Origin of the sequence: Nocardioides ganghwensis (assembly GCF_014779655.1) — a bacterium.
In the GTDB taxonomy this organism is placed as follows: Bacteria; Actinomycetota; Actinomycetes; order Propionibacteriales; family Nocardioidaceae; genus Nocardioides; species Nocardioides ganghwensis.
This window is the reverse complement of the sequence record NZ_JACXYX010000024.1, coordinates 1-24,972: the sequence shown is the minus strand read 5'-3', so window position 1 is coordinate 24,972 and position 24,972 is coordinate 1. Positions and strand designations below refer to the sequence as shown.

28 protein-coding genes are annotated in these 24,972 nt (G+C 72.1%); 11 read left to right on the top strand and 17 right to left on the bottom strand.

The genetic code is table 11. The features are described from left to right. Position 1 precedes the first annotated feature (1 nt). The gene (locus IEZ24_RS20290; RefSeq protein ID WP_129456874.1) at positions 2-1,204 is read right to left on the bottom strand and encodes a hypothetical protein; all 1,203 of its coding nucleotides are present in this window, start codon (positions 1,202-1,204) and stop codon (positions 2-4) included. A 2-nt stretch (positions 1,205-1,206) separates the two neighbouring features. Then, positions 1,207-1,560, bottom strand: a complete 354-nt coding sequence (locus IEZ24_RS20285) for a hypothetical protein (protein ID WP_129456875.1) — start codon at positions 1,558-1,560, stop codon at positions 1,207-1,209. A gap of 170 nt (positions 1,561-1,730) precedes the next feature. Here IEZ24_RS20285 and IEZ24_RS20280 point away from each other — a divergent pair, with 170 nt between their 5' ends. From IEZ24_RS20280 to IEZ24_RS20270, 3 genes are all read left to right on the top strand, one after another. Further along, entirely contained in the window at positions 1,731-2,825 is a 1,095-nt protein-coding gene (locus IEZ24_RS20280; protein ID WP_129456876.1) for a hypothetical protein, read from the top strand. A gap of 11 nt (positions 2,826-2,836) precedes the next feature. After that, positions 2,837-3,235 carry a hypothetical protein gene (locus IEZ24_RS20275; RefSeq protein WP_129456877.1) on the top strand — a complete coding sequence of 133 codons (399 nt, stop codon included), beginning with the start codon at positions 2,837-2,839 and terminating at the stop codon, positions 3,233-3,235. A gap of 147 nt (positions 3,236-3,382) precedes the next feature. After that, positions 3,383-4,747, top strand: coding sequence for a glycoside hydrolase domain-containing protein (locus IEZ24_RS20270; RefSeq protein ID WP_129456878.1), 1,365 nt, complete (start codon positions 3,383-3,385; stop codon positions 4,745-4,747). A 1-nt stretch (position 4,748) separates the two neighbouring features. Here IEZ24_RS20270 and IEZ24_RS20265 read toward each other — a convergent pair whose 3' ends face one another. Genes IEZ24_RS20265 through purS form a run of 3 tightly spaced genes read right to left on the bottom strand, consistent with a single transcriptional unit; the run spans position 4,749 to position 6,138 of the window. Continuing rightward, positions 4,749-5,192 carry a DUF3817 domain-containing protein gene (locus IEZ24_RS20265; RefSeq protein WP_129456879.1) on the bottom strand — a complete coding sequence of 148 codons (444 nt, stop codon included), beginning with the start codon at positions 5,190-5,192 and terminating at the stop codon, positions 4,749-4,751. Next, on the bottom strand, positions 5,189-5,857 hold the full coding sequence (purQ, locus tag IEZ24_RS20260) for a phosphoribosylformylglycinamidine synthase subunit PurQ (RefSeq protein ID WP_129456880.1): 669 nt from the start codon (positions 5,855-5,857) through the stop codon (positions 5,189-5,191). Before purQ ends, IEZ24_RS20265 begins: the two co-directional genes overlap by 4 nt. After that, positions 5,854-6,138, bottom strand: a complete 285-nt coding sequence (gene purS / locus IEZ24_RS20255; protein WP_129456881.1) for a phosphoribosylformylglycinamidine synthase subunit PurS — start codon at positions 6,136-6,138, stop codon at positions 5,854-5,856. The genes purQ and purS overlap by 4 nt, the downstream gene beginning before the upstream one ends. A gap of 136 nt (positions 6,139-6,274) precedes the next feature. Here purS and IEZ24_RS20250 point away from each other — a divergent pair, with 136 nt between their 5' ends. Beyond that, on the top strand, positions 6,275-7,105 hold the full coding sequence (locus tag IEZ24_RS20250) for a DUF72 domain-containing protein (protein ID WP_242498607.1): 831 nt from the start codon (positions 6,275-6,277) through the stop codon (positions 7,103-7,105). A 119-nt stretch (positions 7,106-7,224) separates the two neighbouring features. Here IEZ24_RS20250 and IEZ24_RS20245 read toward each other — a convergent pair whose 3' ends face one another. Then, positions 7,225-7,410: a hypothetical protein gene (locus tag IEZ24_RS20245; RefSeq protein ID WP_129456883.1), complete on the bottom strand. Its 186-nt coding sequence runs from the start codon at positions 7,408-7,410 to the stop codon at positions 7,225-7,227. Next, a complete protein-coding gene (locus IEZ24_RS20240) occupies positions 7,410-8,975 on the bottom strand; it encodes a long-chain-fatty-acid--CoA ligase (RefSeq protein WP_129456884.1) in 1,566 nt (521 codons plus the stop codon). Before IEZ24_RS20240 ends, IEZ24_RS20245 begins: the two co-directional genes overlap by 1 nt. A 58-nt stretch (positions 8,976-9,033) precedes the next feature. Between IEZ24_RS20240 and IEZ24_RS20235 the strand changes: the two genes are divergently transcribed. Next, on the top strand, positions 9,034-9,378 hold the full coding sequence (locus IEZ24_RS20235) for a hypothetical protein (RefSeq protein WP_129456885.1): 345 nt from the start codon (positions 9,034-9,036) through the stop codon (positions 9,376-9,378). Positions 9,379-9,385: 7 nt separating this feature from the next. Here IEZ24_RS20235 and IEZ24_RS20230 read toward each other — a convergent pair whose 3' ends face one another. From IEZ24_RS20230 to IEZ24_RS20215, 4 genes are all read right to left on the bottom strand, one after another. Next, entirely contained in the window at positions 9,386-9,820 is a 435-nt protein-coding gene (locus IEZ24_RS20230) for an SRPBCC family protein (RefSeq protein ID WP_129456886.1), read from the bottom strand. Continuing rightward, on the bottom strand, positions 9,817-10,722 hold the full coding sequence (locus IEZ24_RS20225; RefSeq protein WP_129456887.1) for a phosphoribosylaminoimidazolesuccinocarboxamide synthase: 906 nt from the start codon (positions 10,720-10,722) through the stop codon (positions 9,817-9,819). Before IEZ24_RS20225 ends, IEZ24_RS20230 begins: the two co-directional genes overlap by 4 nt. A gap of 31 nt (positions 10,723-10,753) precedes the next feature. Continuing rightward, positions 10,754-11,302, bottom strand: a complete 549-nt coding sequence (locus tag IEZ24_RS20220) for an antibiotic biosynthesis monooxygenase (protein ID WP_129456888.1) — start codon at positions 11,300-11,302, stop codon at positions 10,754-10,756. A gap of 76 nt (positions 11,303-11,378) precedes the next feature. Continuing rightward, positions 11,379-11,648: an acylphosphatase gene (locus IEZ24_RS20215; RefSeq protein ID WP_129456889.1), complete on the bottom strand. Its 270-nt coding sequence runs from the start codon at positions 11,646-11,648 to the stop codon at positions 11,379-11,381. Positions 11,649-11,683: 35 nt separating this feature from the next. On the opposite strand from IEZ24_RS20215, the gene IEZ24_RS20210 reads away from it, so the two are divergent. Beyond that, the gene (locus tag IEZ24_RS20210) at positions 11,684-13,126 is read left to right on the top strand and encodes an MFS transporter (RefSeq protein WP_129456890.1); all 1,443 of its coding nucleotides are present in this window, start codon (positions 11,684-11,686) and stop codon (positions 13,124-13,126) included. Positions 13,127-13,233: 107 nt separating this feature from the next. On the opposite strand, the gene purB is transcribed toward IEZ24_RS20210, so the two are convergent. From purB to IEZ24_RS20190, 4 genes are read right to left on the bottom strand one after another with little or no spacing between them, the layout of a single operon-like run. Next, positions 13,234-14,661, bottom strand: coding sequence for an adenylosuccinate lyase (gene purB, locus IEZ24_RS20205; RefSeq protein ID WP_129456891.1), 1,428 nt, complete (start codon positions 14,659-14,661; stop codon positions 13,234-13,236). Positions 14,662-14,664: 3 nt separating this feature from the next. Then, positions 14,665-15,210, bottom strand: coding sequence for a DUF402 domain-containing protein (locus IEZ24_RS20200; protein WP_129456892.1), 546 nt, complete (start codon positions 15,208-15,210; stop codon positions 14,665-14,667). Next, a complete protein-coding gene (purD, locus tag IEZ24_RS20195; protein ID WP_129456893.1) occupies positions 15,203-16,471 on the bottom strand; it encodes a phosphoribosylamine--glycine ligase in 1,269 nt (422 codons plus the stop codon). Before purD ends, IEZ24_RS20200 begins: the two co-directional genes overlap by 8 nt. Next, complete coding sequence (locus IEZ24_RS20190; RefSeq protein WP_129456894.1) at positions 16,468-17,751, bottom strand: adenylosuccinate synthase; 1,284 nt, start codon at positions 17,749-17,751, stop codon at positions 16,468-16,470. The genes purD and IEZ24_RS20190 overlap by 4 nt, the downstream gene beginning before the upstream one ends. 170 nt (positions 17,752-17,921) lie before the next feature. Here IEZ24_RS20190 and IEZ24_RS20185 point away from each other — a divergent pair, with 170 nt between their 5' ends. Next, positions 17,922-18,833 (top strand): diacylglycerol/lipid kinase family protein, encoded by a 912-nt coding sequence (locus IEZ24_RS20185; protein WP_129456895.1) that lies wholly within the window; start codon positions 17,922-17,924, stop codon positions 18,831-18,833. A gap of 38 nt (positions 18,834-18,871) precedes the next feature. Here IEZ24_RS20185 and IEZ24_RS20180 read toward each other — a convergent pair whose 3' ends face one another. Beyond that, the gene (locus IEZ24_RS20180) at positions 18,872-19,858 is read right to left on the bottom strand and encodes a helix-turn-helix transcriptional regulator (RefSeq protein ID WP_129456896.1); all 987 of its coding nucleotides are present in this window, start codon (positions 19,856-19,858) and stop codon (positions 18,872-18,874) included. A gap of 192 nt (positions 19,859-20,050) precedes the next feature. Here IEZ24_RS20180 and lysS point away from each other — a divergent pair, with 192 nt between their 5' ends. Beyond that, complete coding sequence (gene lysS, locus IEZ24_RS20175; RefSeq protein ID WP_129456897.1) at positions 20,051-21,793, top strand: lysine--tRNA ligase; 1,743 nt, start codon at positions 20,051-20,053, stop codon at positions 21,791-21,793. Positions 21,794-21,806: 13 nt separating this feature from the next. Here the strand turns inward: lysS and IEZ24_RS20170 are convergent, their stop codons facing one another. Continuing rightward, positions 21,807-22,271 (bottom strand): acyl-CoA thioesterase, encoded by a 465-nt coding sequence (locus IEZ24_RS20170; RefSeq protein ID WP_129456898.1) that lies wholly within the window; start codon positions 22,269-22,271, stop codon positions 21,807-21,809. A gap of 37 nt (positions 22,272-22,308) precedes the next feature. Here IEZ24_RS20170 and IEZ24_RS20165 point away from each other — a divergent pair, with 37 nt between their 5' ends. The 3 genes from IEZ24_RS20165 (at position 22,309) to mctP (ending at position 24,850) form a co-directional block, all read left to right on the top strand. Further along, entirely contained in the window at positions 22,309-22,734 is a 426-nt protein-coding gene (locus tag IEZ24_RS20165; RefSeq protein WP_129456899.1) for a DUF3151 domain-containing protein, read from the top strand. Positions 22,735-22,832: 98 nt separating this feature from the next. Continuing rightward, positions 22,833-23,120 (top strand): DUF3311 domain-containing protein, encoded by a 288-nt coding sequence (locus IEZ24_RS20160; RefSeq protein WP_242498608.1) that lies wholly within the window; start codon positions 22,833-22,835, stop codon positions 23,118-23,120. Further along, on the top strand, positions 23,117-24,850 hold the full coding sequence (gene mctP / locus IEZ24_RS20155) for a monocarboxylate uptake permease MctP (protein WP_129456900.1): 1,734 nt from the start codon (positions 23,117-23,119) through the stop codon (positions 24,848-24,850). Before IEZ24_RS20160 ends, mctP begins: the two co-directional genes overlap by 4 nt. Positions 24,851-24,972: the final 122 nt, after the last annotated feature.

Sequence of the window (24,972 nt, the reverse complement as noted above, 5' to 3'; positions counted from 1 at the left end):
TCTACCGGCGACCGCCCCCGTGGTCCGCGTCGGGCGCCGGCTCGTGGACGACCTCGATCAGCGGCCGGCGCGCAGCGGGGTCACCGCCGTCGACCTCCTCACCCGGGTCGACAGGCTCCGCGTCGGATTCCGGGTCGTCGCGATGCGGCGACGTGTCCCGCTCTGCCTCGCGCTCGGCCTCTCGCTCGGCCCTGCGCTCGGCCCTGCGGGCCGCACGCTCGGCACGCTTCTCCTCGAGCGCGGCGCGCTTCGCCTCCCTGGCCGTCTCCTTGGCCGCATCCTTGTCGCGGGCGGCTCGGGCGGCGGCCTCCTCCGACGAGGTGCGCTCGAGTCGGGGCGTGGGCATCCGGGACCCTCCGCCGCGGCCGCTCGCCATGCCGCGCGACATCGTGCCGGCGCGAGCCGCCATGGCCCCGGCACCCATGCCGCCGATGGGCGGGGCGGTCTGGCCCGACGACCGCCGGGCCGCCGCGCCTCGCAGGGCCGCGGCCGCCGCGGCCCCGGCGAGCGGGTCGACGCCGCTCGTCGAGATCCCGGTCAGGTCGGGCATCGATACCGAGATGGGAGCGATCGGCGGTAGGGCGGACACCCCCGCCTGGGAGGCGCCGCGCACCGAGGTGGACTCCGGCGGCACCGAGCCGACACCCGAGACCTCGTGGGCGGGGCCGAGGGTCCCGGGGAACCGGCTGCCGGTCAGCGTCATCAGCTCGGTGCGCACCGTGACGAGCTCGGTGCGGGCCGCGCGGAGCCGGGTGGCCTCCTGGTCGAGCGCGAGGGTGAGGCGTCGGCGGATCTCCTCGGCCTCGGCCTGGCCGCGCGCGACCTTGCCGCGGTCGTCGTCCTCGGACGGCTTGAAGACGAGGTGGCGCGACTCGCCGACCTTCTCGTGCGGGACCATCGCCACGGTGGTCCACGCCTGGTCGAGGTCCTTCTGCGAGGAGGTGAGGACCGCGCTGACGGCCCGCAGCGAGCCCGCGACCTGTGCCGCGAGGGTGGTGAACCGGTCGAGGTTGGCGAGGACCTCGCGGCGGTGCTCCGCGAAGCTCTCGGCGGCGGCGGCGTCCCATCCCTCCGTGGCCCGGCGGGCGGCCTCGACGAGGTCGTCGCCACGGCGTGCCATCAGGGCCCCGAGCTCGTCCCAGCGCTGCGTGGCGGCCTCCAGCGGACGCACGTCGGCGCACAGCTCCCACGGGTTGGCCGGCACGGTCAGCGCCCCCCGCACCCGGGAGTCGACCAGAACGGTCCCTCGTCCAGCGCACGGGACGCCCGGTCGAGCTCGGCAGCCACGGTGTCGTCGGCGCGTACGGCGTCCTGCGCGGCGTCGACGAGGCCGGCGATGCCCATCTCGAGGGCGTCGGCGAGCGAGGTGACGACCTCGCCGGCGTCGGCCAGCGCATCGGCGTAGGACGCGGAGAGGTTGACCGTGCCGGGATTGTCGCCGAGCGCGCCGCAGGCACCCGACAGCTCGTCGAGGGCGAGGGACCAGTCGCTGCGCATGGCGTCGAGGACGTGCTCGGACGAGGCCGCCAGCTCGACCAGCCTGGCCGGCTCGACCTGCATCAGGGACCGCTTCGCGTTTCCGCCCACGTCAGCGGGATACCCGCACGCGCGCGGGCCAAACACGGCAGTGCACGACCTGTGGGCAAATGGATCGGCGCGGGGGTTTCGCCCGTCGCCGATCGGGGAAGTCAGCCAGCAACGCCCCGCCTCTCGGACCCCCAGGAGCCGCGATGAACGCCGTGATGACCGTCGACCTCTCCGAGCTGGACGCGTGGTCCGCCCAGGTCCAGCGCGCCAGCGACGACCTGACGGGCATCGCCCGCAACGGCGGCAACAGCCTCGTGCAGACCGACTTCGGCCCCATCCTCGAGACGATGATGGGCGCCTACAACTCGCTGCTCCCGTCGGTGAACCAGTCGCTCGAGGACAACGGCACCGGCATGGGCGACCACGCGGAGGCGCTGCGCGCCACGGCCCGCGACTTCATGCTCACCGAGGACGGCATCGTCCGCCGCCACAACGCCCGCGGCTTCGACGGGCGCGACGGCTCGACCGGCTTCTGGGACGTCGCGGACACCACGATCCGACGCGCTGCCCCGACCGAGTCGAGCCTCCCGCAGATCAGCTTCGGCTTCCCCTACGACACCGTGTGCGACCTCGTCCGCATGCTCACCGGCTTCGACATCCGCGCCGAGCTCGCCGAGAAGATCGGCGGCGACGTCGTCAGCGCCTCCACGCAGGGCTCGTCGTTCGGCGCCCTCGGCACCTCGATGAGGGGTGTGGCGGCCAACCTCCAGAGCGGCGGCCAGACCATCAGCGCCACCTGGCAGGGCTCCACCGCCGACGCCGCGATCAGGCAGATCGGCACCTGGGTGGGCTCGCTCGACACGCAGGCCGGGCAGCTCATCCAGATGGGGCAGAACATCGTCCAGATCTGCCGTGACGCCTGGCAGACCGCGCTCTCGGTGGTCCAGTGCGTCAAGTCGGCCGTGCAGACCGTGTCCTCGGCGCTCGCCACGATGAGCATCCCCGGCGTCGGCTGGGCCAGGGTCGTGCAGGCCGTCTTCCAGGCCTTCCAGGCCGTGATGAAGGCCTACAAGGCGATCATGAAGCTCATCGACATCCTCAAGCAGGTGAAGGCCTTCATCGAGACCGTGAAGAACTTCTTCGACGGTGACAAGGCCCCGGTGTCGACGCCCACGGCGCCGACCGCGACCGGCGCGCCGAGCAGCATCACGCGCGACCCGAGCTCGATCACCACGCCGACCGTCGGGCAGCGGTCCGCTCCCGTGGCTCCCGTGGCGCCGGCCGTCGCCACGGCCTAGCATCCGCCGACATGACCGACCCCCGCAGCCAGGCCGAGATCCTGGCCGCCATCAGCGCGGCGCGCGAGGACCTGACCGCCAGCCTCGCCGACCTCAAGGCGACCGTCGACCAGATGAACGCCCGCCCCCTGCTCACCGAGGAGGAGAAGGAGGCCCTCGAGGAGCAGGCTGCGTCCGGCGAGCTCGGTGACGACATGTTGACCCTGGTCGAGAAGATCCGGGGAGGCGAGGACACCTGGGAGAACGTCTTCTCCGGTGAGTCGCCCCACGGCGCCCTCCTCCAGGGCCACCTGACCAAGATGTTCGAGGAGCACCAGGACGACCTGGCGCTCGCCTTCGAGGAGCTCATCGAGGAGGAGGAGGCCAAGGGCAACTTCCTCTTCGACGAGGTGCCCACCGGCGACGCCTGACCGGGCTCCAGCAGCGGCCCCCGGCTAACTACACGGCTGTAGTTCGCGCGAAGCTCTGTGACTCGTGTGACTGGTGTGGTTCTCTGGGGTCTGCTCACCTGCGCACCGCTCTTCCCCGCCTGCTGCCCGTCCCGCTTGGAGCCACCCATGCGTCGCCTCGTCCTCGCTGCCCTCTCGCTCGTCCTCGTGGTGCCGGCGTACGCCTCGTCACCCGCCGCCGCCGACGACGAGGCGGTCGCGACCAGCGCCACCAGCGCCCGCGCGCTCGCCTCGCAGCGCCAGGTCGCGCTGGCCACCCCGGGCGACTTCACCGGCTACGGGTTCGACCAGTGCCTGGCCCCGACCCAGGCGGCGATGGACCGGTGGTGGAAGAAGTCGCCGTTCTCGGCCGTCGGCATCTACATCTCCGGCGACTCGCGCGCGTGCCGGTCGCAGCCCAACCTCAGCCCCACCTGGGTCGCCGCCCAGGTCGCGCGCGGCTGGCGGCTGCTGCCGATCGCCCTGGGGCCGCAGGCCTCCTGCCAGCCGCGGTTCCCGCGCTACAAGGACGACTTCAGGATCAGCCCCAAGCCCGCCAACGGCTACGCCGTGGCCGCGGCGCAGGGGGCGACGGAGGCCGACAAGAACGCCGCGGACGCGACGGCGTACGGCATCGGGCCGGGCAGCACGATCTGGTACGACCTCGAGGGCTTCAACCTCGGCGACACCCACTGCCGCGAGTCGGCGCTGGTGTTCACGAGCAGCTGGGTGACGCGGATCAAGGAGCTGGGCTACGTGGCCGGCTTCTACTCCAGCGCCAGCTCGGGCATCAAGATGCTCGACGACGCGCGTCGCCTGCGTCCGGGCCAGTTCGCCCTCCCGGACCGGATCTGGATCGCCCGCTGGGACGGCGTCGCCAACACCTCGACGACCTACATCCCCGAGGACGGCTGGCGCCCGGGCGGTCGGATGAAGCAGTACCGCGGCGGCCACAACGAGACGTGGGGCGGGGTGACGATCAACATCGACAGCAACTTCATCGACCTCGGCGCCGGGTCTGTCCCCCGGCCGGAGGGCCGCTGCCCCGGCACGAGGCTCGGTTTCTGGAAGTACCCCGCGCTGTCCCCTGGCTCCGCGAAGACCACCCGGGTGAAGGTCCTGCAGTGCCTGCTCACCGAGCAGGGCACCTACTCCGGGCCGATCAGCGGGGCGTACGACGCCGCGACGATCGCCGGGGCGCGGGCCTGGCAGGCGGCGCGGAGGTTCACGCCGACCGACACCTTCGCCAAGCGTCACTGGGTCGCGCTGCTGTCGGCCGGACCGCGTACGACGATCAAGCGCGGGTCCGTCGACGAGTCGGTGCACCGCCTGCAGCGGGCGCTCAACGCGGCCGGCGCGGGACGCTTCCGGGCGACCGGCGTCTTCGACGCCAAGACCGAGAAGGCCGTGCGGACCTACCAGTCACGCCTGCGCATCGGGGTGTCCGGTGTGGCCACGCGGCAGACCTGGAACAAGCTGCAGCAGGGCCGCTGAGTCACACGGGCGGGCCGACGACCAGCGCCACGCCGGTCAGGCCGAGCACGGCGACGAGCCCGACCAGCGCACCCTGCGCGGGCCGGCGGAGGAGCCAGGCGGCGATCTTCTCGAGGAGTCCGGTCGGCGACCCGGTCCGCAGCCGCCAGCTGTCGCCCAGCAGCCCCGAGCGCTCGGCGTACCGCTCGAAGGGCACGGTCGCGAACGGCGGCACCGCGGCGAACAGGCCGAGGGCGAGCCGGCTGACCGGCCACCGCTGGTCGACCCAGAGCAGCCCCGTGGCCAGGCAGTAGGCGATGAAGACGACGCCGTGCACCATGCCGAAGACCTGCACACCGAGCTCGGTGGTCTCGGTGACGTACTTGAGGAACATCCCGGTCAGCAGCAGCGCCCAGGTGATCGCCTCGGCGACGGCGGCGCCGCGGTAGAGACGGCGAGGGCTCATGCAAAGGCCTTCTCGACGAGCGAGGTGAAGAAGCCGAGCCCGTCGGTGCCGGGGCCGGTGAGGTCCTCGACGGCGTGCTCGGGGTGCGGCATCAGGCCCACGACGTTGCCACGCTCGTTGGAGATGCCGGCGATGTCGCGGAGCGAGCCGTTGGGGTTGTCGTCGAGGTAGCGCGCGACGACGCGGCCCTCGCCCTCGAGCAGGTCGAGGGTGGGCTCGTCGGCGACGAAGCCGCCCTCACCGTTCTTGAGCACGATGGTGACCTCGGCCCCGGCGGCGTACGCCGAGGTCCACGGGGTGTCGACGCGCTCGATGCGCAGCCGCTGGTCGCGGCAGACGAACTTGCGGTGGTCGTTGCGGATGAGCGCACCGGGCAGGAGGTGCGACTCGCACAGGATCTGGAAGCCGTTGCAGATGCCGAGCACGGGCATGCCCTTGCCGGCCGCCTCGACGACCGACGTCATCACCGGCGCGAAGCGCGAGATCGCGCCGCAGCGGAGGTAGTCGCCGTAGGAGAACCCGCCGGGCAGCACCACCGCGTCGACGCCCCTGAGGTCGTCGTCGCCGTGCCAGAGCGCGACCGCCTCGTTGCCGCCGATGGTGACCGCGCGGCGCGCGTCGACGTCGTCGAGCGAGCCGGGGAAGGTGACGACGCCGACCTTCATGCGCGACCGGCCTCGTGCGCGACCTCGGCCACCGAGTGCTCCTCGACGTGGACCTCGAAGTCCTCGATCACCGGGTTGGACAGCAGCGTCCCGGCGACCTTCTCGATCTCGGCGAGCACCGCGTCGGTGATCTCGCCGTCGACCTGGAGCTCGAACCGCTTGCCCTGGCGGACGTCGGTGACGAGGTCGAAACCGAGGCGGGGCAGTGCACCGAGCACCGCCTTGCCCTGGGGGTCGAGGATCTCGGGCTTGGGCATGACGTCGACGACGACTCGGGCCACGGGGTGCTCCTGGGTGCAGGGTGGAGACGGGCGACCCCGAGTCTAGTGAGCCACGCCGCGCCTGCGCGCCCCGGGCATGAGGGTGGACGGAGCGGGTACGCGAGAGGTGCAGCCCGACGTACGGAGAGGAGCCGCCGTGGCGCACATCGGCATCTCCGGCTGGCGGTACGCCGGCTGGCGCGGGGTGTTCTACCCGCCCGGCCTGCCCCAGCGCCGCGAGCTCGCGCACGTGGGCGAGCGGCTGACGTCCGTCGAGGTCAACGGGTCGTTCTACTCCCTGCAGCGACCGTCGAGCTGGCGCGCGTGGGCCGCAGAGGTGCCCGACGAGTTCGTCTTCTCCGTCAAGGGTCCGCGCTTCGTCACCCACATGAAGAAGCTGGTCGACGTCGAGGCCCCGCTCGGCACGTTCCTGGCGAGCGGCGTGCTGTCCCTCGGCGACCGGCTCGGTCCGCTCCTGTGGCAGCTCCCGCCCAATTTCGGGTTCCACCCCGACCGGCTGGCCGCGTTCTTCGACCTGCTGCCGCGCACCACGGCCGACGCCTCGGCGTACGCCGCTGCCCACCACGACGCGTCGAAGCTCAAGGAGCCGGCCGACACCACGGCACCGGTCGACCGTCCGCTGCGCCACGTGCTCGAGGTGCGGCACTCCTCCTTCCGCACGGATGAGTTCTGCGCCCTCCTGCGCGCCCATGGGATCGGGATGGTCGTGGCCGACTCCGCCGGCACCTGGCCGATGTTCGACGAGGTGACCAGCGACGTGGCGTACGTCCGGCTCCACGGCGACACCGAGCTCTACGCCAGCGGCTACTCCGCCGCGGCGCTCGACCGGTGGGCGGAGAAGGTGCGTGGCTGGGAGTCCGACGGGCTGGACGTCTTCGTCTACTTCGACAACGACGCCAAGGTGCACGCGCCCTTCGACGCGATGGCGCTCCAGGAGCGGCTGGGGATCAGCTCTCCACCCTCATGACTTCGCTCCGCCCGCACACGAGACACCATGCAGGCAGTTCACGCTGGGAGCGGTGACGCTGAGCGTGAGAGCGACGGCGATCGACGCGAACTGCCTTCATAGTGCTCGGCCGAGCTGCGTCACTCGCGCCGGCGCGCCGCCACCAGCACCAGTGCGACCCCGAAGCCGGCGAGGATCGGGCCGAGGACCGCCCAGATCGACTGGTCTGTCATCGCGCTGCCCTCGATGTAGCCCAGGCCCTGGAAGGTCCAGATCGCGCCCATGACCACCATCAGCACCCCGAGCGCGATCCCGAGCGCGCGCATCAGGTGAGCTCGCGCTTGAGGATCTTGCCCGTCGCGGTCATCGGCATCTCGTCGACGAACTGCACGATGCGGGGGTACTTGTAGCCCGCCATCTGCTCCTTCGACCACGCGACGAGCTCGTCCTCGGTCAGGGTGGAGCCCTCCGTACGGATGACGACCGCCTTGACCTCCTCGCCGTGGCTCTCGTCCGGCACGCCGATGACGGCCGCGAGCGAGACGTCGGGGTGGGTGAGGAGGACCTCCTCGATCTCGCGGGGGTACACGTTGTAGCCGCCGCGGATGATCATGTCCTTGGACCGGTCGACGATGTAGTACCAGCCGTCGGCGTCCTTGCGGCCGAGGTCACCCGAGCGGAACCAGCCGTCGACGATCGCCTCGGCGGTGGCGTCGGGGCGGCCGTAGTAGCCCTTCATGACGTTGGGGCCCTTGATGGCGATCTCCCCCACGACGTCCTCGGCGTCCTCGAGGTCCTCGCGCACACCGGGCTCGGGGTTGATCAGCTTCATCTCCACCCCGGGGATGGGCTTGCCGATCGAGCCGACCCGCGCGGGCTCGCCCCAGACCGAGAAGCTGGCGACAGGCGAGGTCTCGGAGAGGCCGTAGCCCTCGAGGATCGTCACGCCGAAGCGCCGCTCGAACTCCTTGTGCACCTCGACCGGGAGCGCGGAGCCGCCGGCGGCCGCGACCCGCATCCTGTCGGCGAGCTTCTGCACGTCGACGCCCGAGTCGTCGAGGGCGCCGAGGAGCCCCCAGTACATCGTCGGGACGCCGGCGAAGAAGGTGACGCCCTCCTTGTCCATCAGCTGCAGCGCGGGCCCGGCCTCGAAGCGGGGCAGCAGCACCACGGTGCCGCCGAACGCGAAGCCGGCGTTCATGATCACCGTCTGGCCGAACGAGTGGAACAGCGGCAGCACGCACAGCAACGTGTCGGGGTTGTCGGCGTCGGCGCCGAACAGCTGGTCGCTGGCCATCGCGTTGGAGATCATGTTGCGGTGCATCAGCTCGGCGCCCTTGGGCTGGCCGGTGGTGCCGGAGGTGTAGAGGATGACGGCGGTGTCGTCGCCGTCGACCTCGCGCGTCTCGAAGACCGGGGCGTGCCCCACCAACGCCTGGCCCAGGGTCTGGGTGCCCTCGACCGGCGACGCGCCGGCCGGGTCGGCGGTGATCATGAAGAAGTGGTCGCAGCCCTCGGCCTGCTCGAACCCGGCGTGGCCCTCCACGCCGATCGGCAGCTCGGGGGTGCCCTGGAAGCAGAAGTAGGCCCGCGCGTCCGAGTCGTCGAGGTGGTAGGCGACCTCGCGTCCCTTGAGCAGGACGTTGAGCGGCACCACGGTCGCCCCGGCCTTGAGGATCCCGTAGTAGACGATCGGGAAGTAGGGCAGGTTGGGGCAGCTCAGCGCGACCTTGTCGCCCGGCTCGATGCCGCGCGAGACCAGCAGGTTGGCGACCTGGTTGGCCGCGCCGTTGACCTGGGCGTACGTCAGGCGCGTGTCGCCCAGCACGACCGCCGTACGGTCCGGGTGGGCCTGCGCGGTGCGTTCGAGGAGCGAGGAGAGGTTCGGCATGCCGCCAAACCTACTCAGCGGTGGTGACGGGCGTCACGGGTCGTGCCTATCGTCCGGCATGGACTTCCTGGCCAGCCTCGCGATCGTCGCCGTGTCCGCCGTCGTCGCCCTGGTCGGCGGTGGCACCGGGATCGTCGGAGCGCTGGCGAAGCGCCCGGGCCTGCGCTGGGGTGTCCTCGCAGTGGGGGTGTCGCTACTGGTGCTCGCGTACGTGCTGGCGGCCGGGCGCGCGGACGGTCAGCCGAGATTTGTCTTCGGTAGTCGATATGGCGGCAGCGACGAGCTCGCTGACAGCGATGCACCGCTCGCCGGGCTGTGGGTACGGTCGTTGCTCTTCGCGATCGCGGGTCCGATGGTCGGCGCTTGGGTGCTGGGCACCGTGGCGAGGGCCCGCAGGAAGTGACGGCGCGTCAGGCGCGCTCGGCGATCAGGCGACCGGCCTTGCGGAGGTCGGCCGCGATCGCGCGGCCGGCCAGCACGCCCGAGCTGACGGCCGCCACGGCGTACACCCCGGTCCCGGTCACCTCTCCCTCGGCCTGCACCCGGCAGCCGCTGCCGAGAGCGGTGAAGCGCAGCCGGAGGGACGCCTCGACGCCGCGCCACGTGCCGCGCTCGGCCCACGTGCGGAACGGTACGAACTCGGTGACGACGAGGTGCGGACGGACGCCGACCGCGGTGAGCTCGCTCCAGGCCTGCCCGAGGTGCGGCTCCTCGTCCGCCGGCACGTCGACCGACAGCAGGCTGGACTGCCACTGCGGCCGGTTGCGGGGGTCGACGAGGTAGGTGAACGCCTGCTCCGCCGTGTGCGGGAGCTCGACGGCCGCGGTGAAGCGGCGGGTGGTCAGAACGACTCCCCGGTCAGGAGCTCGTACGCCTCGACGTAGCGCGCGCGGGTGCGCTCCACGACGGCGTCGGGCAGCGGCGGCGGGGCCTCACCGGACGTGCGGTCCCAGCCGGACTCGCCGGTGAGCCAGTCCCGCACGATCTGCTTGTCGTAGGACGCCTGCGCGCGGCCCGGCTGCCAGTCGTCGGCCGGCCAGAAGCGGCTCGAGTCGGGGGTCAGGACCTCGTCGGCGAGGATCGTCGCGCCCCCCTCGGTCGCCGGCCGGCGACCGAACTCGAGCTTGGTGTCGGCCAGGATGATGCCGCGCTCGCGCGCCAGGGCGTGCGCCTTGTCGTAGACCTCCATGGTCAGCATCCGCAGCTCGGCGGCCGCGTCGTCGCCGACGGCCTCGACGACGGCCTCGTAGTCGACGTTCTCGTCGTGGTCGCCCAGGTCGGCCTTGGTGGCGGGGGTGAAGATCGGCTCGGGCAGCCGGCTGCCGTCCTGGAGCCCGGCGGGCAGCGCGATGCCGCAGACCTGGCCCGTACGCCGGTAGTCGAGCAGCCCGGAGCCGGTGAGGTAGCCGCGCGCCACGCACTCGACGGGGAACATCTCGAGGCGCTCGCAGATCACGGCCCGGCCTGCCACGGACGCCGGCACGTCGGTCGAGACGACGTGGTTGCCGACCAGCCCGGACAGCTGCTCGAACCACCACAGCGACATCCGGGTGAGGATCTCGCCCTTGCCGGGGATCGGGGTGTCGAGGACGAAGTCGTAGGCGGAGATGCGGTCGCTGGCGACCATCAGCAGCCGGCCCTCGTGCTCACCGGCATCGATCCGGTAGAGGTCGCGGACCTTGCCGGAGTGGAGGTGCGTGGTGCCCTCGATCGCGGGGGCTGCGGGGATGTTCAGCTCGGCTGCCACGCGCCGAGCCTACCGAGGACGTCGCCGGAGCTCAGCGGTGCAGCCACCAGGTCATCCGCCGCGTGATCCACGGCAGGAAGACGTAGGTCATCAGCGGCGTCATCACCGTGGTCACCAGCACGACCCGCGGGACGATCGACCAGTCGGCGATCGTGCGCGAGGCGACGAGGTTCGCGGCGAGGCTCAGCGGGAGGAAGACCATGAAGATGACGACCATCTGCTTCCACCGCGGCGGTGCCACCGGGGCCGCGCTCAGCGACTCCACCGAGGCCGGCTCGTCGAACCAGCCCTCGATGCCCGTACGCCGCTCCCGCCGCTTCTCCTCCACGCTGCCCTGCGCGGCCTCGAGCCACCAGGCGCGCTGCGGGGACGCCTCCCACACGGCCAGCGCGTCCGCGTCGGCGAAGCGGTAGAGCATGTGCCAGTCGGTGGAGTCCTCGCTCGGCCGCACCCAGCCGGACCCGAGGAACCCGTCGAACTTCTCCGCCAGCGACGTCCCTGCCTGCACCCACGCGAGCATCTCCGTGGTGCGCGACGGGTCGACGTGGCGGGTGACGGAGACGGTCACGGGGGCGCTCATGTCCCTCAGTGTCGGGCGCACGCCCGCGCGCAGTGAAGCCGGCGACGACGAGATCCCGGCCACGTGGGCGACCCGCTCAGCCGGTGACCTCGAACCTCGAGCTGCCCGTCACCGCGGCCTCGCGGGCGGCGACGTCGCGCACCCGGGCCGAGGGCGGCCCGTGGCGGCACCACTCCACCAGGGCGTCGACGGCGTCGTCCTCGCCCTCGGCGTGCACCAGCACGGTGCCGTCGACCTCGTTGCGTACCCATCCCGTGACGCCGAGCTGCTGCGCCCGCTCCTGGGTGTGCCAGCGGAACGCGACGCCCTGCACCTGCCCGCTCACCCGCGCCTGGATCGCCTTCATGACCCGATCATGCCCCGGGTGCAAGGCTGTCGGCGATGAGCCAGCGCGAGCACACGGACGCCGAACCCCGGGACGAGGAGGCGTACGTCCCCGACCCCCGGCGCTGGCGCGTGCTCGCGGTGTCCCTGGTGGTCGGCTTCATGTCCCTGCTCGACGTGACGATCGTGAATGTCGCCGTCCCCTCCATCCGCGCCGGCCTCGAGACGAGCACCGCGACCATCCAGTGGGTGGTGTCCGGCTACGCGCTGGCCTTCGGCATGACGCTCGTCGCCGGCGGCAGGCTCGGCGACGCCCACGGCCGGCGCCGGATGATGACCATCGGCCTCATCGGCTTCGTCGTGTCCAGCGCCGCGGTCGGGCTGGCGCCCGACGCCGCCTCGATCATCGTCGCCCGGCTGGTGCAGGGCGCGAGCGCGGGACTGCTGACGCCACAGAACTCCGGGCTCATCCAGCAGCTCTTCCGCGGGCCCGAGCGGGGCAGGGCGTTCGGGATGTTCGGCTTCACCGTGGCCGTCGCCTCCGCCGCGGGCCCCCTGATCGGCGGGGCGCTGATCGCCCTGCTGGGCGAGGAGAACGGGTGGCGGTCGCTCTTCCTGATCAACGTGCCCATCGGGCTGGTCGCGCTGGTGCTGATCCGCCGGCTCGTGCCCGACAACGACGTGGGCGCGGAGGCCGAGAAGGACCCGCGCGTCGACCTCGTCGGCGCGCTGCTGCTCGGGCTCGCGGTGCTGTCGGTCCTCTACCCGCTGATCAGCCTCGAGGGCGGCGTCGGCCTGCCGCTGGTCGGGCTGCTCGCCTTCCCGGTGCTGGCGTGGGCGTTCGTGCGGTGGGAGCGGCAGACCGTACGCCGCGAGCGGCCGCCGCTGCTCGACGTCTCGCTGCTGCGTGGCCTGCCCGGCTATGCCAACGGCCTGCTCGTGGGCACGCTCTACTTCACCGGGTTCACCGGGATCTTCCTCGTGCTCTCGGTGCACCTCCAGGAGGGCGAGGGCTTCTCGCCGCTCGGGGCGGCCCTGCTGATGACGCCCTTCGCGGTCGGTGCGGCGACCACCTCGCCGCTGGCGGGCAAGCTCGTGGCTCGGATCGGCCGCCGCGTCACGCTGGTCGCGCTCGGCGTGATGATGACGGGCACGGCCCTCGCAGCCGCCCTGGTGACCCAGCCGACCGAGCGGCTGTGGTGGACGCTGGCGCCGGCGATGCTGCTCGCCGGGATCGGAGGCGGTGGGGTCATCTCCCCCAACTTCACCCTCACCCTCGCCGAGGTCCCGCCCCAGATGGGCGGTGCGGCCGGTGGAGCGCTGCAGACCGGACAGCGGATCGGGTCCGCGCTCGGCGCCGCGCTGCTGATGACCGTCTACCAGGCGGTGGGGACGCTCGCCTCCGCGCCGGTGGCTGCGCGGGCGGCCCTGCTCGCGGCACTGGTCGTGCTGTCCGCGGCCTTCGCCGCCGCCGTACGGTCGTGGCGGCGCGGGGACTGAGGGCGGTCGCCCGGCTGTGTGGGGATCACCGGTCAACCGGTGGTTCCCGAGGTTCCCGCCCGCTGCAACGGGCGACAACCGCGCGGAAAGGACTGGGAGGTCGGCGGTCAGAGGATCGCGCCGGGGACGTACGCCGCGGCCTCGGGGTGGGCCGCACCCAGCTCCTCGACCCGGGCGACGACCGCGCGGGTCTGGGCGACGGCGGCGCCGGTGAACTCGATCGGGTCGGCGACGAGCGCGTCGATCTGCTCGCGGGTCAGGCCCAGCCGCTCGTCGGCGGCGAGCTTGACGAAGACGTCGTTGTCGGCCTGGCCGGCGCGCATGGCGAGCGCGGTGCCGACGGCGGCCTCCTTGATCGCCTCGTGCGCGGCCTCGCGGCCGACACCGTTGCGTACGGCGGCCATCAGCACCTTGGTCGTGGTGAGGAACGGCAGGTAGCGGTCGAGCTCGCGCTGGATCACCGCTGGGAACGCGCCGAACTCGTCGAGCACGGTGAGGAAGGTCTGGAAGAGGCCGTCGGTGGCGAAGAAGGCGTCCGGCAGCGCGACCCGGCGCACGACCGAGCACGACACGTCGCCCTCGTTCCACTGGTCGCCGGCGAGCTCGCTGACCATCGAGAGGTGGCCGCGCAGGATCACCGCGAGTCCGTTGACCCGCTCGCAGGAACGGGTGTTCATCTTGTGGGGCATCGCTGACGAGCCGACCTGGCCCTCCTTGAAGCCCTCGGTCACCAGCTCGTGTCCGGCCATCAGGCGTACGGTCGTGGCGAGGTTGGAAGGTCCGCTGACCAGCTGGACCAGGGCCGCCACGACGTCGAAGTCCAGCGAGCGCGGGTAGACCTGCCCGACGCTGGTGAGGGTCTGCTCGAACCCGAGGTGCGCGGCCACGCGCTGCTCGAGGTCCTCGAGCTTCTCCGCGTCGCCGTCGAGCAGGTCGAGCATGTCCTGCGCGGTGCCCATCGGGCCCTTGATGCCGCGCAGCGGGTAGCGCGCGAGCAGCTCCTCGATGCGCTGGACGCCGATGAGCATCTCGTCGGCGACGGTCGCGAAGCGCTTGCCGAGGGTGGTCGCCTGGGCGGCCACGTTGTGCGAGCGGCCGGCCATCACGGTGGCCTCGTGCTCGGCGGCGAGGCGGCCGAGGCGTACGAGCGCGGCGACTGCACGGTCGCGCACCACCTCGAGCGAGCGGCGCACCTGGAGCTGCTCGACGTTCTCGGTGAGGTCGCGCGAGGTCATGCCCTTGTGGATGTGCTCGTGGCCCGCCAGCGCCGAGAACTCCTCGATGCGCGCCTTCACGTCGTGGCGGGTGACTCGCTCACGCGCGGCGATGGAGTCGAGGTCGACCCGGTCGACGACCGACTCGTAGGCCTCGACGACGCCGTCGGGCACCTCGATGCCGAGGTCGCGCTGGGCCTTGAGCACCGCGACCCAGAGCTGGCGCTCGAGGACGATCTTGTGCTCGGGTGACCAGATCTCGGCGAGGTCGGCGCCGGCGTAGCGGGTGGCCAGCACATTGGGGACATTGGGGACGCTCACGGCTCAGATCCTCCCATCCTGCGGCGACCAGTCGTCCCACGGTGCCCACCAGCGGTCGCCGCGGTCGAGCAGCTCGGCGACGTGTGCTGCCTCGGCGAGGACGGCCAGCAGCTCGTCCTGCGTGATGCGCCCCGACGCCAGTGACGGGGCGAGGTCCTGGACGTCCTTCCACCTCCAGCCGCCGTCGGGATCGATCACGATGTCGAGCTGGAGGTCGTTGACGTCGACGCCGTCGTCGGTGCGGACGTACGGCGTCTCGAAGTTGACGTACCAGGAGAGGAAGGCGCCCTCGGCGTCGAAGAACCTCCACACGGAGTACCAGTCGCCGTCGCGCCGCAGCTTGAGCACCGTCGTGCCGCGCCAGGCGTCGAGATGGCCCCAGGGGTGCGGGACCGGGTGCTCGGGGAAGGACATCGGCGTGCCGTCGGCCTTGACGCTCACCAGGATCGCGTCGTCGCTGATCACCCGCTCGTCCCACGACGCCCACTCGGCCCCGTGCAGCACCTCGCGGACCCGGATCGAGGAGCCGGTCGCGAAGCCCTCAGCCACGCGACGCAGCGCCCTCGACGACCCCGAGCGGCTCGGCGGCGATGTCGCGGCGCCACTGGGCGCCGGGGAAGCTGATGGACGAGATGCCCTCGTACGCCTTGGCGCGGGCGTCGGCGACGTCCGAGCCGATCGCCCGGACGGCGAGCACCCGCCCGCCGGCGGTCACCAGGCCCGCGTCGGTCCGCGCCGTGCCGGCGTGGATGACGTCGACGTCGTCCTCGACCGCGAGGGTCTCGGTGCCGATGACCACGTCGCCGGTGCGGGAGCCTTCGGGATAGCCCGCGCTCGCCATCACGACCGACACCGCGGCGCCCTCGGCGAAGGTCGGCTCGGGGACGGTCGAGAGGTCGCCGTCGGCCGCCGCGCGGAGCAGCGCGCCGAGCGGGGAGGTGAGCAGCGCGAGCACGGGCTGGATGTCGGGGTCGCCGAAGCGGCAGTTGAACTCGATGACCTTGGGGCCGGCCTCGGTCAGCGCGAGACCGACGTAGAGGCAGCCGACGAAGGGAGCGCCGCGCTGCTGCATCTCGGCGAGCGTGGGCGCGACGACGGCGGTCATCACGGTGTCGACGACACCCTCGGGCAGCCAGGTGAGGGGGGCGTACGAGCCCATACCGCCCGTGTTGGGGCCGCGGCCGCCGTCGAAGATGCGCTTGAAGTCCTGCGCCGGCAGCAGCGGCCGGCCGACGATGCCGTCGCAGACGACGAAGACGGAGAACTCGGGCCCGTCGAGGAACTCCTCGACGACCACCCGCTCGCACCCGGCCGCGTGGGCCAGCGCCGCGTCGCGGTCGGTCGTCACGACCACGCCCTTGCCCGCGGCGAGGGCGTCGTCCTTGACGACGTACGGCGCACCGAAGGCGTCGAGCGCGGCCGCCACCTCCTCGGGAGTCGTGCAGGTCCGGGACCCGGCGGTCGGGACCCCGGCGCTGGCCATGACGTCCTTGGAGAAGGCCTTCGACCCCTCGAGCCGGGCGGCAGCACGCGACGGCCCGAAGACCGCGATGCCCGCCTCGCGCACCGGGTCCGCCACGCCGGCGACCAGCGGGGCCTCGGGACCCACGACCACCAGGTCCGCGCCGATCGACGTCGCGAGGGCGGCGACGGCGGCCCCGTCCATCAGGTCGACGGGGTGGAGCGTGGCGACCTCGCCGATGCCGGGGTTCCCGGGGGCGGCGTGCACCTCGGTCACCGCGGGGTCCAGCGAGAGGGCGAGGGCCAGGGCGTGCTCACGGCCGCCGGTGCCGATCACGAGGGTCTTCACCCGGGCACCACCAGGGTCTGCTCGCGGCCGGGGCCGACGCCGACGCCCCAGATCTTCGCCCCCGACATCTCCTCCAGCGCCCGGACGTAGGCCTGGGCGTTGTCGGGCAGATCGTCGAACGAGCGGCAGCCGGAGATGTCGCTCTGCCAGCCGTCGAAGAACTCGTAGACCGGCTTGGCGTGGTGGAACTCGGTCTGAGTCATCGGCATCTCGTCGACCCGCTGGCCGTCGATCTCGTAGGCCACGCAGACCGGGATCCGCTCCCACGCGCCGAGGATGTCGAGCTTGGTCAGGAAGAGCTCGGTGAGGCCGTTGACCCGGCTGGCGTAGCGCGCGACCACCGCGTCGTACCAGCCGCAGCGACGCGTACGGCCCGTCGAGACGCCGATCTCGCCGCCGAGCTGCTGGAGCTGCACGCCGTCCTCGTCGAAGAGCTCGGTCGGGAACGGACCGGAGCCGACGCGGGTCGTGTAGGCCTTGATCACGCCGACCACCCGGTCGATGCGGGTCGGTCCGACGCCGGCGCCGACGCACACGCCGCCGGCCACCGGGTTGCTGCTCGTGACGAACGGGTAGGTGCCGTGGTCGACGTCGAGCATGGTCGCCTGCGCGCCCTCGAAGAGCACGGTCTGGCCGGCGTCGAGCGCCCGGTTGAGCAGCAGCGAGGTGTCGCACACCATCGGCTGCAGCCGGTCCGCGTAGGACAGCAGCTCCTCGACGACCGCGTCGACCTCGATGGCGCGGCGGTTGTAGACCTTGGTGAGCAGGTGGTTGCGGACGTCGAGGGCGGCCTCGACCTTCTGGGTGAGGATCTTCTCGTCGAAGAGGTCGGCGATGCGGACGCCGACGCGATTGATCTTGTCGGCGTACGCCGGGCCGATGCCGCGACCCGTGGTGCCGATCTGGTTCTTGCCGAGGAAGCGCTCGGTGACCTTGTCGATCGTCGCGTGGTAGCTCGCGATCACGTGCGCGTTGGCGCTGACCTTGAGGTCGGCCACCTCCACGCCGCGGGCGACCAGGCCGTCGAGCTCGCGGAAGAGCGCCTCCGGGGAGACCACCACGCCGTTGGCGATCACCGAGGTGGCGCCGGGCGTGAGGATGCCGCTGGGCAGTAGGTGGGTGGCGTACTTCTCGCCGTTGACGACGATGGTGTGGCCGGCGTTGTGGCCGCCGCTGGTGCGGACGACGTAGTCGATGGGGTCGGTGGTGGCCAGCAGGTCGGTGGCCTTGCCCTTGCCCTCGTCGCCCCACTGGGCGCCGAGCACGACGATCGCGGGCATCTCAGCCCTCCTCTGTCTTCTTCGGCAGGTGAACCAGGAAATGCGACAGCCCCGGCACAAGGCACCGGGGCTCTTGCGGCGCCACGCTACCGCACCGGCACCGTACGACCGCTGGCGCGCGTCCTCAGGGGTGGGACGCTCCTGTGGGCCGGTGGGCTAGCGTTCGGCCCGTGCGCTCCCTGCTGGTCATCACCAACGCCGAGGCCGGCACCTCGGACGAGGAGCGCCTGGCCGAGGCGCTCGCCGTGCTCCGCGAGCAGGCGTCCGTCGAGGTCGCCAAGACGTCCAACCCTGGCGAGCTCGACGGCGTGCTGCACCGCGCTGGCGGGCGTACGGTCGTGGTGGCCGGCGGCGACGGCAGCCTGCACGCGGTCGTCACGGCGCTCCACAAGCGCCACGAGCTCGCCGACACCACCCTCGGCCTCCTGCCGATGGGCACCGGCAACGACTTCGCCCGCGGCAACGACATCCCGCTCGAGGTCGCCGACGCGGCGCGCCTCGTCCTCGACGGGGAGCCGCGCGGTGTCGACCTGCTCGTCGACGAGGTCGGCAACGTGGTGGTCAACAACGTCCACGTCGGGGTCGGCGCGCAGGCCAGCCGCAAGGGCGCGAAGTGGAAGGGCCTGCTCGGCTCGGTCGGGGTCGGCAGGCTCAACCTCGGCAAGCTCGGCTATCCCATCGGCGCCGCGTTGTCCGCCTTCCACCCCCCGAGCTGGCGACTGCGCGTCGAGATCGACGGAAGGGTGGTCAACGACGTCGACCGGCCCGTCCTGATGGTCGCGATCGGCAACGGCGGCAACGTGGGCGGCGGCACCGAGCTCAACCCCGACGCCGACACCGAGGACGGGCTGCTCGACGTGATGATCAGTCGCGCCGTGAGGCCGGTGGCCAAGCTCGGCTACGTGGCCCGGCTCCGCAAGGGCGAGCACGAGGAGCGCGACGACGTCGTGAGCATGCGTGGCACGTCGGTGAAGGTGAGCGGCGACGAGTTCTGGCTGTCGGCGGACGGGGAGGTCTCCGGCCCCGAGCGCAGCCGCAGCTGGCGCCTCGAGCGTGCGGCGTACTCGATGATCCTGCCCTGAGCGATCCTGCCCTGGGCGCTGCCTGACCCCGGGGCTCCTCAGAGCCAGCCGCGGCGGACCGCCTCCACGCCTGCCTGGAAGCGGGTGTCGACGCCCAGCTCGGTCATGAGGGTGGCGACCCGGCGGCGTACGGTGCGCAGGCTGATGCCCAGCTTGCGCGCGATCACCTCGTCGGTCGCGCCCGCCATGAGCTGCTCGAGGAGGAACTGGCGACCGTCCGGGTCCTCCCCCGCCTCGAGGTCGGGCACCGGGGCGGCCCGCGTCCACAGCGACTCGAACCACAAGGTCAGGGCGGCGACGATGGAGCGCTGCCGGACGTGGACCCGGGGCTCGTCGCGGAAGCCGAGCGGCTCGGGCAGGACGGCGTGGGTCTCGCCCAGGATGAACATGCGGGTGGGCACCTCGGAGATCACCCGCACCTGCTCGCCGAGGCGGGCGCGCGTGCGCAGCGCGTCCGGCGCCTCGGTGAGCGCACGCACGGGGTAGATCGCCCGGGACCGTCGTCCGGTCGCGATCGCCTCCGCCAGGACCTCGCTCACGAGGGACTCGCGCGGCATGGCCCAGGCGTCGGGCCGCAGCCACAGCATGTCGCCCCGGCTGGTGCGCAGCATGAGGCGCAGCAGCTCCAACGGGTTCCCACCGGAGCTCAGCTCACCGTCGAGGGGCTGGACCTCGCTCAGGTCGTGCCTGGCCGGACGGGTCGCGGCGGCGACGAGGTGCGGCACGGCGCTGGACAGCCCGGCCAGGACGGTGGCCGAGGTGGCCGCCGAGCGGGCCTCGCGCAGCACGAGCTCGGAGACTGCCTCCGCGAGCGGCGGCACCCGGAGCCGGTCGTCGCTGACGACCACGAGGCCCCGCTCGAGGAGGGGGGCCATGTCGCGCAGGAGCTGCTCGGGTCGGGTCTGCACGAGCTGGGCCGCCCCCGCCACCGTGTGCCCGGAGACCGGGGCGAGCTGGAAGTAGAGGCGCTCGGCCCGGCGATCGAGGCCGAGGGCCGTGAGCACGGAGGAGGGGTCGCCCGACATGGTGGCAGTTTAGTGTCACCGGCACTCATGACCCGCGTGGCAGCGAGCGGCCAGCGGATACTGGGGCGCCATGGCCGCCGCGGGGGTGTGCGGCCGGGCAGCTCCACTGGAGCACAGGCGTCGGAGCCGCCACGGGGGACGGCTCCGGCGCCGACCACCGGCATCGGCGAACCCACCGATAGCCTTGCGCGCATGGCACGAGGTGGACGACAGGGACAGGGCGAGCCGGTCGACTGGGTGACGCGCGCGGCGGACGACGCCGTACGCCACGCGGGCGAGGGCAACCTCGTGACCGTCGCGTCCGGGGCCTCCCCCAGCGGCCCGATCCACCTCGGCAACCTCCGCGAGTTCATCACGCCCCACTTCGTGGCCGAGGAGCTGCGGCGCCGCGGCGTGCCGGTCCGCCACCTGCACTCGTGGGACGACTTCGACCGGTTCCGCAAGGTGCCGGCCGGGGTGCCGGCCGAGTGGGCCGACCACATCGGTCGCCCCCTGACCGCCGTGCCCGACCCGTGGGAGTGCCACGTCAGCTGGGCCGAGCACTTCAAGGCGCCCCTGCAGGAGTCGCTGCGCGAGCTCGGCGTGGAGATGGAGGAGATCTCCCAGACCGAGATGTACACCTCCGGCGCCTACCGCGACCAGGTGCTGCTCGCGGTCTCGCGCCGCGACGAGATCGAGGCCGTGCTCGCCAAGCACCGCACCAAGAAGGTCACGGCCGGCGAGGACGCCTCCGCCCAGGAGGCCGCCGACCTCGCCGACTCGGTCGCCAACGAGGACGACGAGGAGGGCGACCCGACCGCGGCCTCGTCCGCCGACGCGATCGCCCGCTTCCCCTACCGCCCCTACTGCCGCGAGTGCGGGCGCGACACCGTCACCACCACGGCGTACGACGACGCCACGACGACGCTGGGCTACACCTGTTCCTCGTGCGGCTTCGAGGGCACGACCGACCTGTCCACCGACACCGACGGCAAGCTCGTGTGGAAGGTCGACTGGCCGATGCGCTGGGCCTACGAGTCGGTCAACTTCGAGCCCGCGGGCCGCGACCACATGACGCCGGGCTCGTCCTACACCGTCGGCACCGAGATCGTGTCGTCGATCTTCGACTGGCGCGCACCGGCGCGGGTGATCTACGCGTTCGTGGGGTTCGCCGGGGTGCAGAAGATGTCCTCCTCGGCCGGCGGCGTGCCGACCGCCACCGACGCGCTGCGCATCCTCGAGTCGCCGATGCTGCGCTGGCTCTACGTCCGGCGCGCGCCGACGCAGGCCTTCGACATCGACTTCGGCCCCTCCGTGGTCCGCCTCTACGACGAGTGGGACGCGCTGGGCCGCAAGGCCGCGGACCCCGCCAAGTCCGACGTCGCCACGCTCGCCTGGCACCGCTCCTCGGAGACGGCGTCCGCCGGCCGGCTCCCCACCCCGGCGGTGCCGGTCCCCTTCCGCGCCCTGTCCTCCGTCGCCGACGTGACGGCCGGCTCGGCCGAGCTCATCTCCCGGATCATCGAGTCGTCCGGCTTCCCGCACGACTCGGTCGCCGACCTCGAGCCGCGGCTGTCCAAGGCCATGCAGTGGACGGCCGAGCACGTGCCCGCCGCCGAGCGCACCACGGTGCGCGAGACGCCCGACGCCGAGCGGCTGTCCTCGCTGAGCGAGGACGAGGAGCTGTGGTTGCGCATCTTCCTCGACCGCCTGCCCGACGACGGCGACCTCGACGCCGTGACGTCGGTCGTCTACGGCGTGCCCAAGGTCGCCCGGGGCCTCGGCTTCGACGACGCCCCGACCGACCAGGTCAAGGCCGACCAGAAGGACTTCTTCCGACTGCTCTACAACCTGCTGGTGGACGCCGACCGCGGCCCGCGACTGCCGACGCTCGTGCTGGCGCTCGGGCCGGACAGGGTGCGCCGCCTCCTCACCCCGCCCGCCGGCGGGTCCTGAGCCACCGCTCCGCTCAGCGGCGGAAGGCCACCGGGTCCCCCGCGTACTGCTCGAGGTCGGCGCGCACGGCCTCGCTGATGGTCCACGCCGCCTGGGCGCCGTGGTCCCACAGGACGTTGACGCACTCCCAGACCGCGGCCGGGCAGCCGCCCGCCTCGACGCGGAGCTCGGCCGCGACGGTGAACGACGACCGGCCGACCCGCGACACCCACAGCGAGGCGAGGAACGGCTGGTAGGGCACGAACCGCATCTCCGCGTGGTACTCGATCGTCTGCGAGGCGACGAGCTCGGACACGCCCGCGGCCGTCCCGTGCAGCAGGCCGGTCGCCCCGTCGGGCAGGCCCGGCAGCCGCGCGAACCGCAGGAACTCGTACCGGGCCTCGTCGAGCACCCGTACGGCCTCGACGTTGTCGACGTGCCCGGCGAGGTTGATGTCGCGGTAGCGCGCCTGGATCTCGGTGGTGAAGGTCTGGGCCATGACCGAAGTGTGGCGGACCCCCACCTAGGGTTGGCCCATGACCTCCGGACCCTTCGGCGGCGACCTGATGGCCGGTCCCCCGCCCACCCACCTCCCCGCCGACCCCGCCGACGCCGAGCTCGCCGGTGGCGACTCCCCCGCAGCGGTCGTACGCCGCCACCCGGAGTCGCCCGCCGCCTGGGCCGCGATGGCCGCCCAGGCGCAGGAGGCCGGCGCGGACGACGTGACCGTCTACGCCTACGCCCGCGTCGGCTACCACCGCTCGCTCGACCAGCTGCGTCGCAACGGCTGGAAGGGCCACGGCCCGGTGCCGTGGGAGCACGAGCCCAACCGCGGCTTCCTGCGCTCGCTCGCCCTCCTCGCGCTGGCCGCACGCGCGATCGGCGAGACCGCGGAGTGGGAGCGCTGCTCGACCTTCCTGCGCGACTCGAGCGCGAGCGCGGCGGACGAGCTGCTCGGCTGACCGCTCGTCTCGCCAGACCGACCGCTCGTCGTACGCCACCCGCTCGCGCCCACCCGCACGGCGGTGACCACCGTCACCGCGCCGGTAGGGTCTCGCGGGTGAATTCCGGGAACACACCTCCACAGTCGCGCCCTGAAGACCCGGGCGTCCCCCCGACCGACAAGGGCAAGATGGCGCTCGCCGCCGTCCTGCTCCTCATCCCCATCGTCGTGCTCCTCTGGGTGCCGCACTACACGAGGGTCGAGCCGACGCTCCTCGGCTTCCCGTTCTTCTTCTGGTACCAGTTCCTGTGGGTCTTCATCTGCTCGGCGCTGACGTGGACGGCCTACAAGCTGACCCTGTCGGCCCGCGGCAAGACCACCCACAAGGTGGGTGAGGACCGATGACCCCCACCGTCCCTCCCGCTGTCGCGCCCACCGTGCTCGCGGCCGACACCGGCATCAACGGCGTCGCGCTGTCGGTGCTCATCGCGCTGTTCGCACTCGTGACCGTCGCCGGCTTCATGGCCACCCGCTTCAAGCGCGCCGAGTCGCTGGAGTCCCTCGAGGAGTGGGGTCTGGGCGGCCGGAAGTTCGGCACCTGGATCACGTGGTTCCTGCTCGGCGGCGACCTCTACACCGCGTACACGTTCGTCGCGGTGCCGGCGGCGATGTTCGCGACCGGCGCCGTGGCGGGGTTCTTCGCCGTGCCCTACACGATCGTGCTCTACCCGATCATCTTCATCTTCATGGCGCGGCTGTGGTCGGTGAGCCACCGCCACGGCTACGTCACGACGGCCGACTTCGTGCGCGGCCGCTACGACGACCGCGGGCTGTCTCTCGCCGTCGCGGTCACCGGGTTCGTCGCGACGATGCCCTACATCGCGCTCCAGCTCGTCGGCATCCAGGCGGTGCTCGAGGTCGCCGGCCTCGGCGGCGGCGACAACATCGTCGCCAAGGACGCACCGCTGTTCATCGCCTTCGCGCTGCTCGCGGCCTACACCTACTCCAGCGGCCTGCGCGCGCCCGCGGTGATCGCGTTCGTCAAGGACATCCTCATCTACCTCGTGATCATCGTCGCGATCGTCTACCTGCCCGGCCAGGTCGGCGGCTGGGACGCGATCTTCGGTGCGGCCGAGGACAAGATGGCGGCCACCAACGAGGCGACCGGCGGTCCCACCGGGTCGTTCATCCCCGGCGCCGGCCAGGGCTGGGCGTACGCCACGTTGGCCCTGGGCTCCGCGCTCGCGCTGTTCATGTACCCGCACTCGATCACCGCGTCGCTGTCGTCGAACTCGCGCAACACCATCCGGCGCAACGCCGCGATCCTGCCGGCGTACTCCTTCGTGCTCGGCCTGCTGGCGCTGCTCGGCTGGGTCGCGATCGCCGCGGGGACGCAGCCGATCGGCCTGGACGGCGAGCCCAACGCGCAGCTGGTGATCCCACAGCTGTTCGAGGACATGTTCCCTGCGTGGTTCGCCGGCGTGGCCTTCGCCGCGATCGCGATCGGCGCGCTCGTGCCGGCCGCGATCATGTCCATCGCCGCGGCCAACACGTTCAGCCGCAACATCTACAAGGAGTGGCTCAAGAAGGACGCGACCCCGGCGCAGGAGGCCAAGGTCTCCAAGCTGATGTCGCTGCTGGTGAAGGCGTTCGCGCTGGTCTTCGTGCTGACGCTCGACAAGCAGAACGCGATCAACTTCCAGCTCCTCGGCGGCATCTGGATGCTCCAGACGTTCCCGGTGATCGTGTTCAGCCTGTTCACCCGCTGGTTCCACCGCTACGGGCTGCTCGTCGGCTGGGCGGTCGGCATGGTCTACGGGACCGTCGGGGCCTACAACGTCAAGAACCCGGTCACCGGCAAGGCGTTCGGCGGCTCGCTGGACAACATCCCGGGCATCGGCGAGATGGGCTACATCGCGATGACGGCGTTCGTCATCAACGTGGTCGTCGCGACCGTGCTGACCCTCGCCCTGCGGGCGGCGAACGTGTCCAACGGTCGCGACGAGACGATCCCGTTCGACTACTTCGCCGACGCCGACGACCCGCGGGTGCAGAAGGACCTCTCGGAGCACGCCTCGCACACGTCTCCGTACGGCGACCCGGACGACATCCCGGGCAACGCGCCGGCGCGCTAGACGGTATGGAGTGACCGCTCAGGACTACTGGGGGTTGCAGGCCGGGGCCCCACTCACAAATGGTCGTGGGTTACCGAGTAGGGCTGGCCTGCTCGGCCTATCCAACAGTTGTGGGAGGCCCC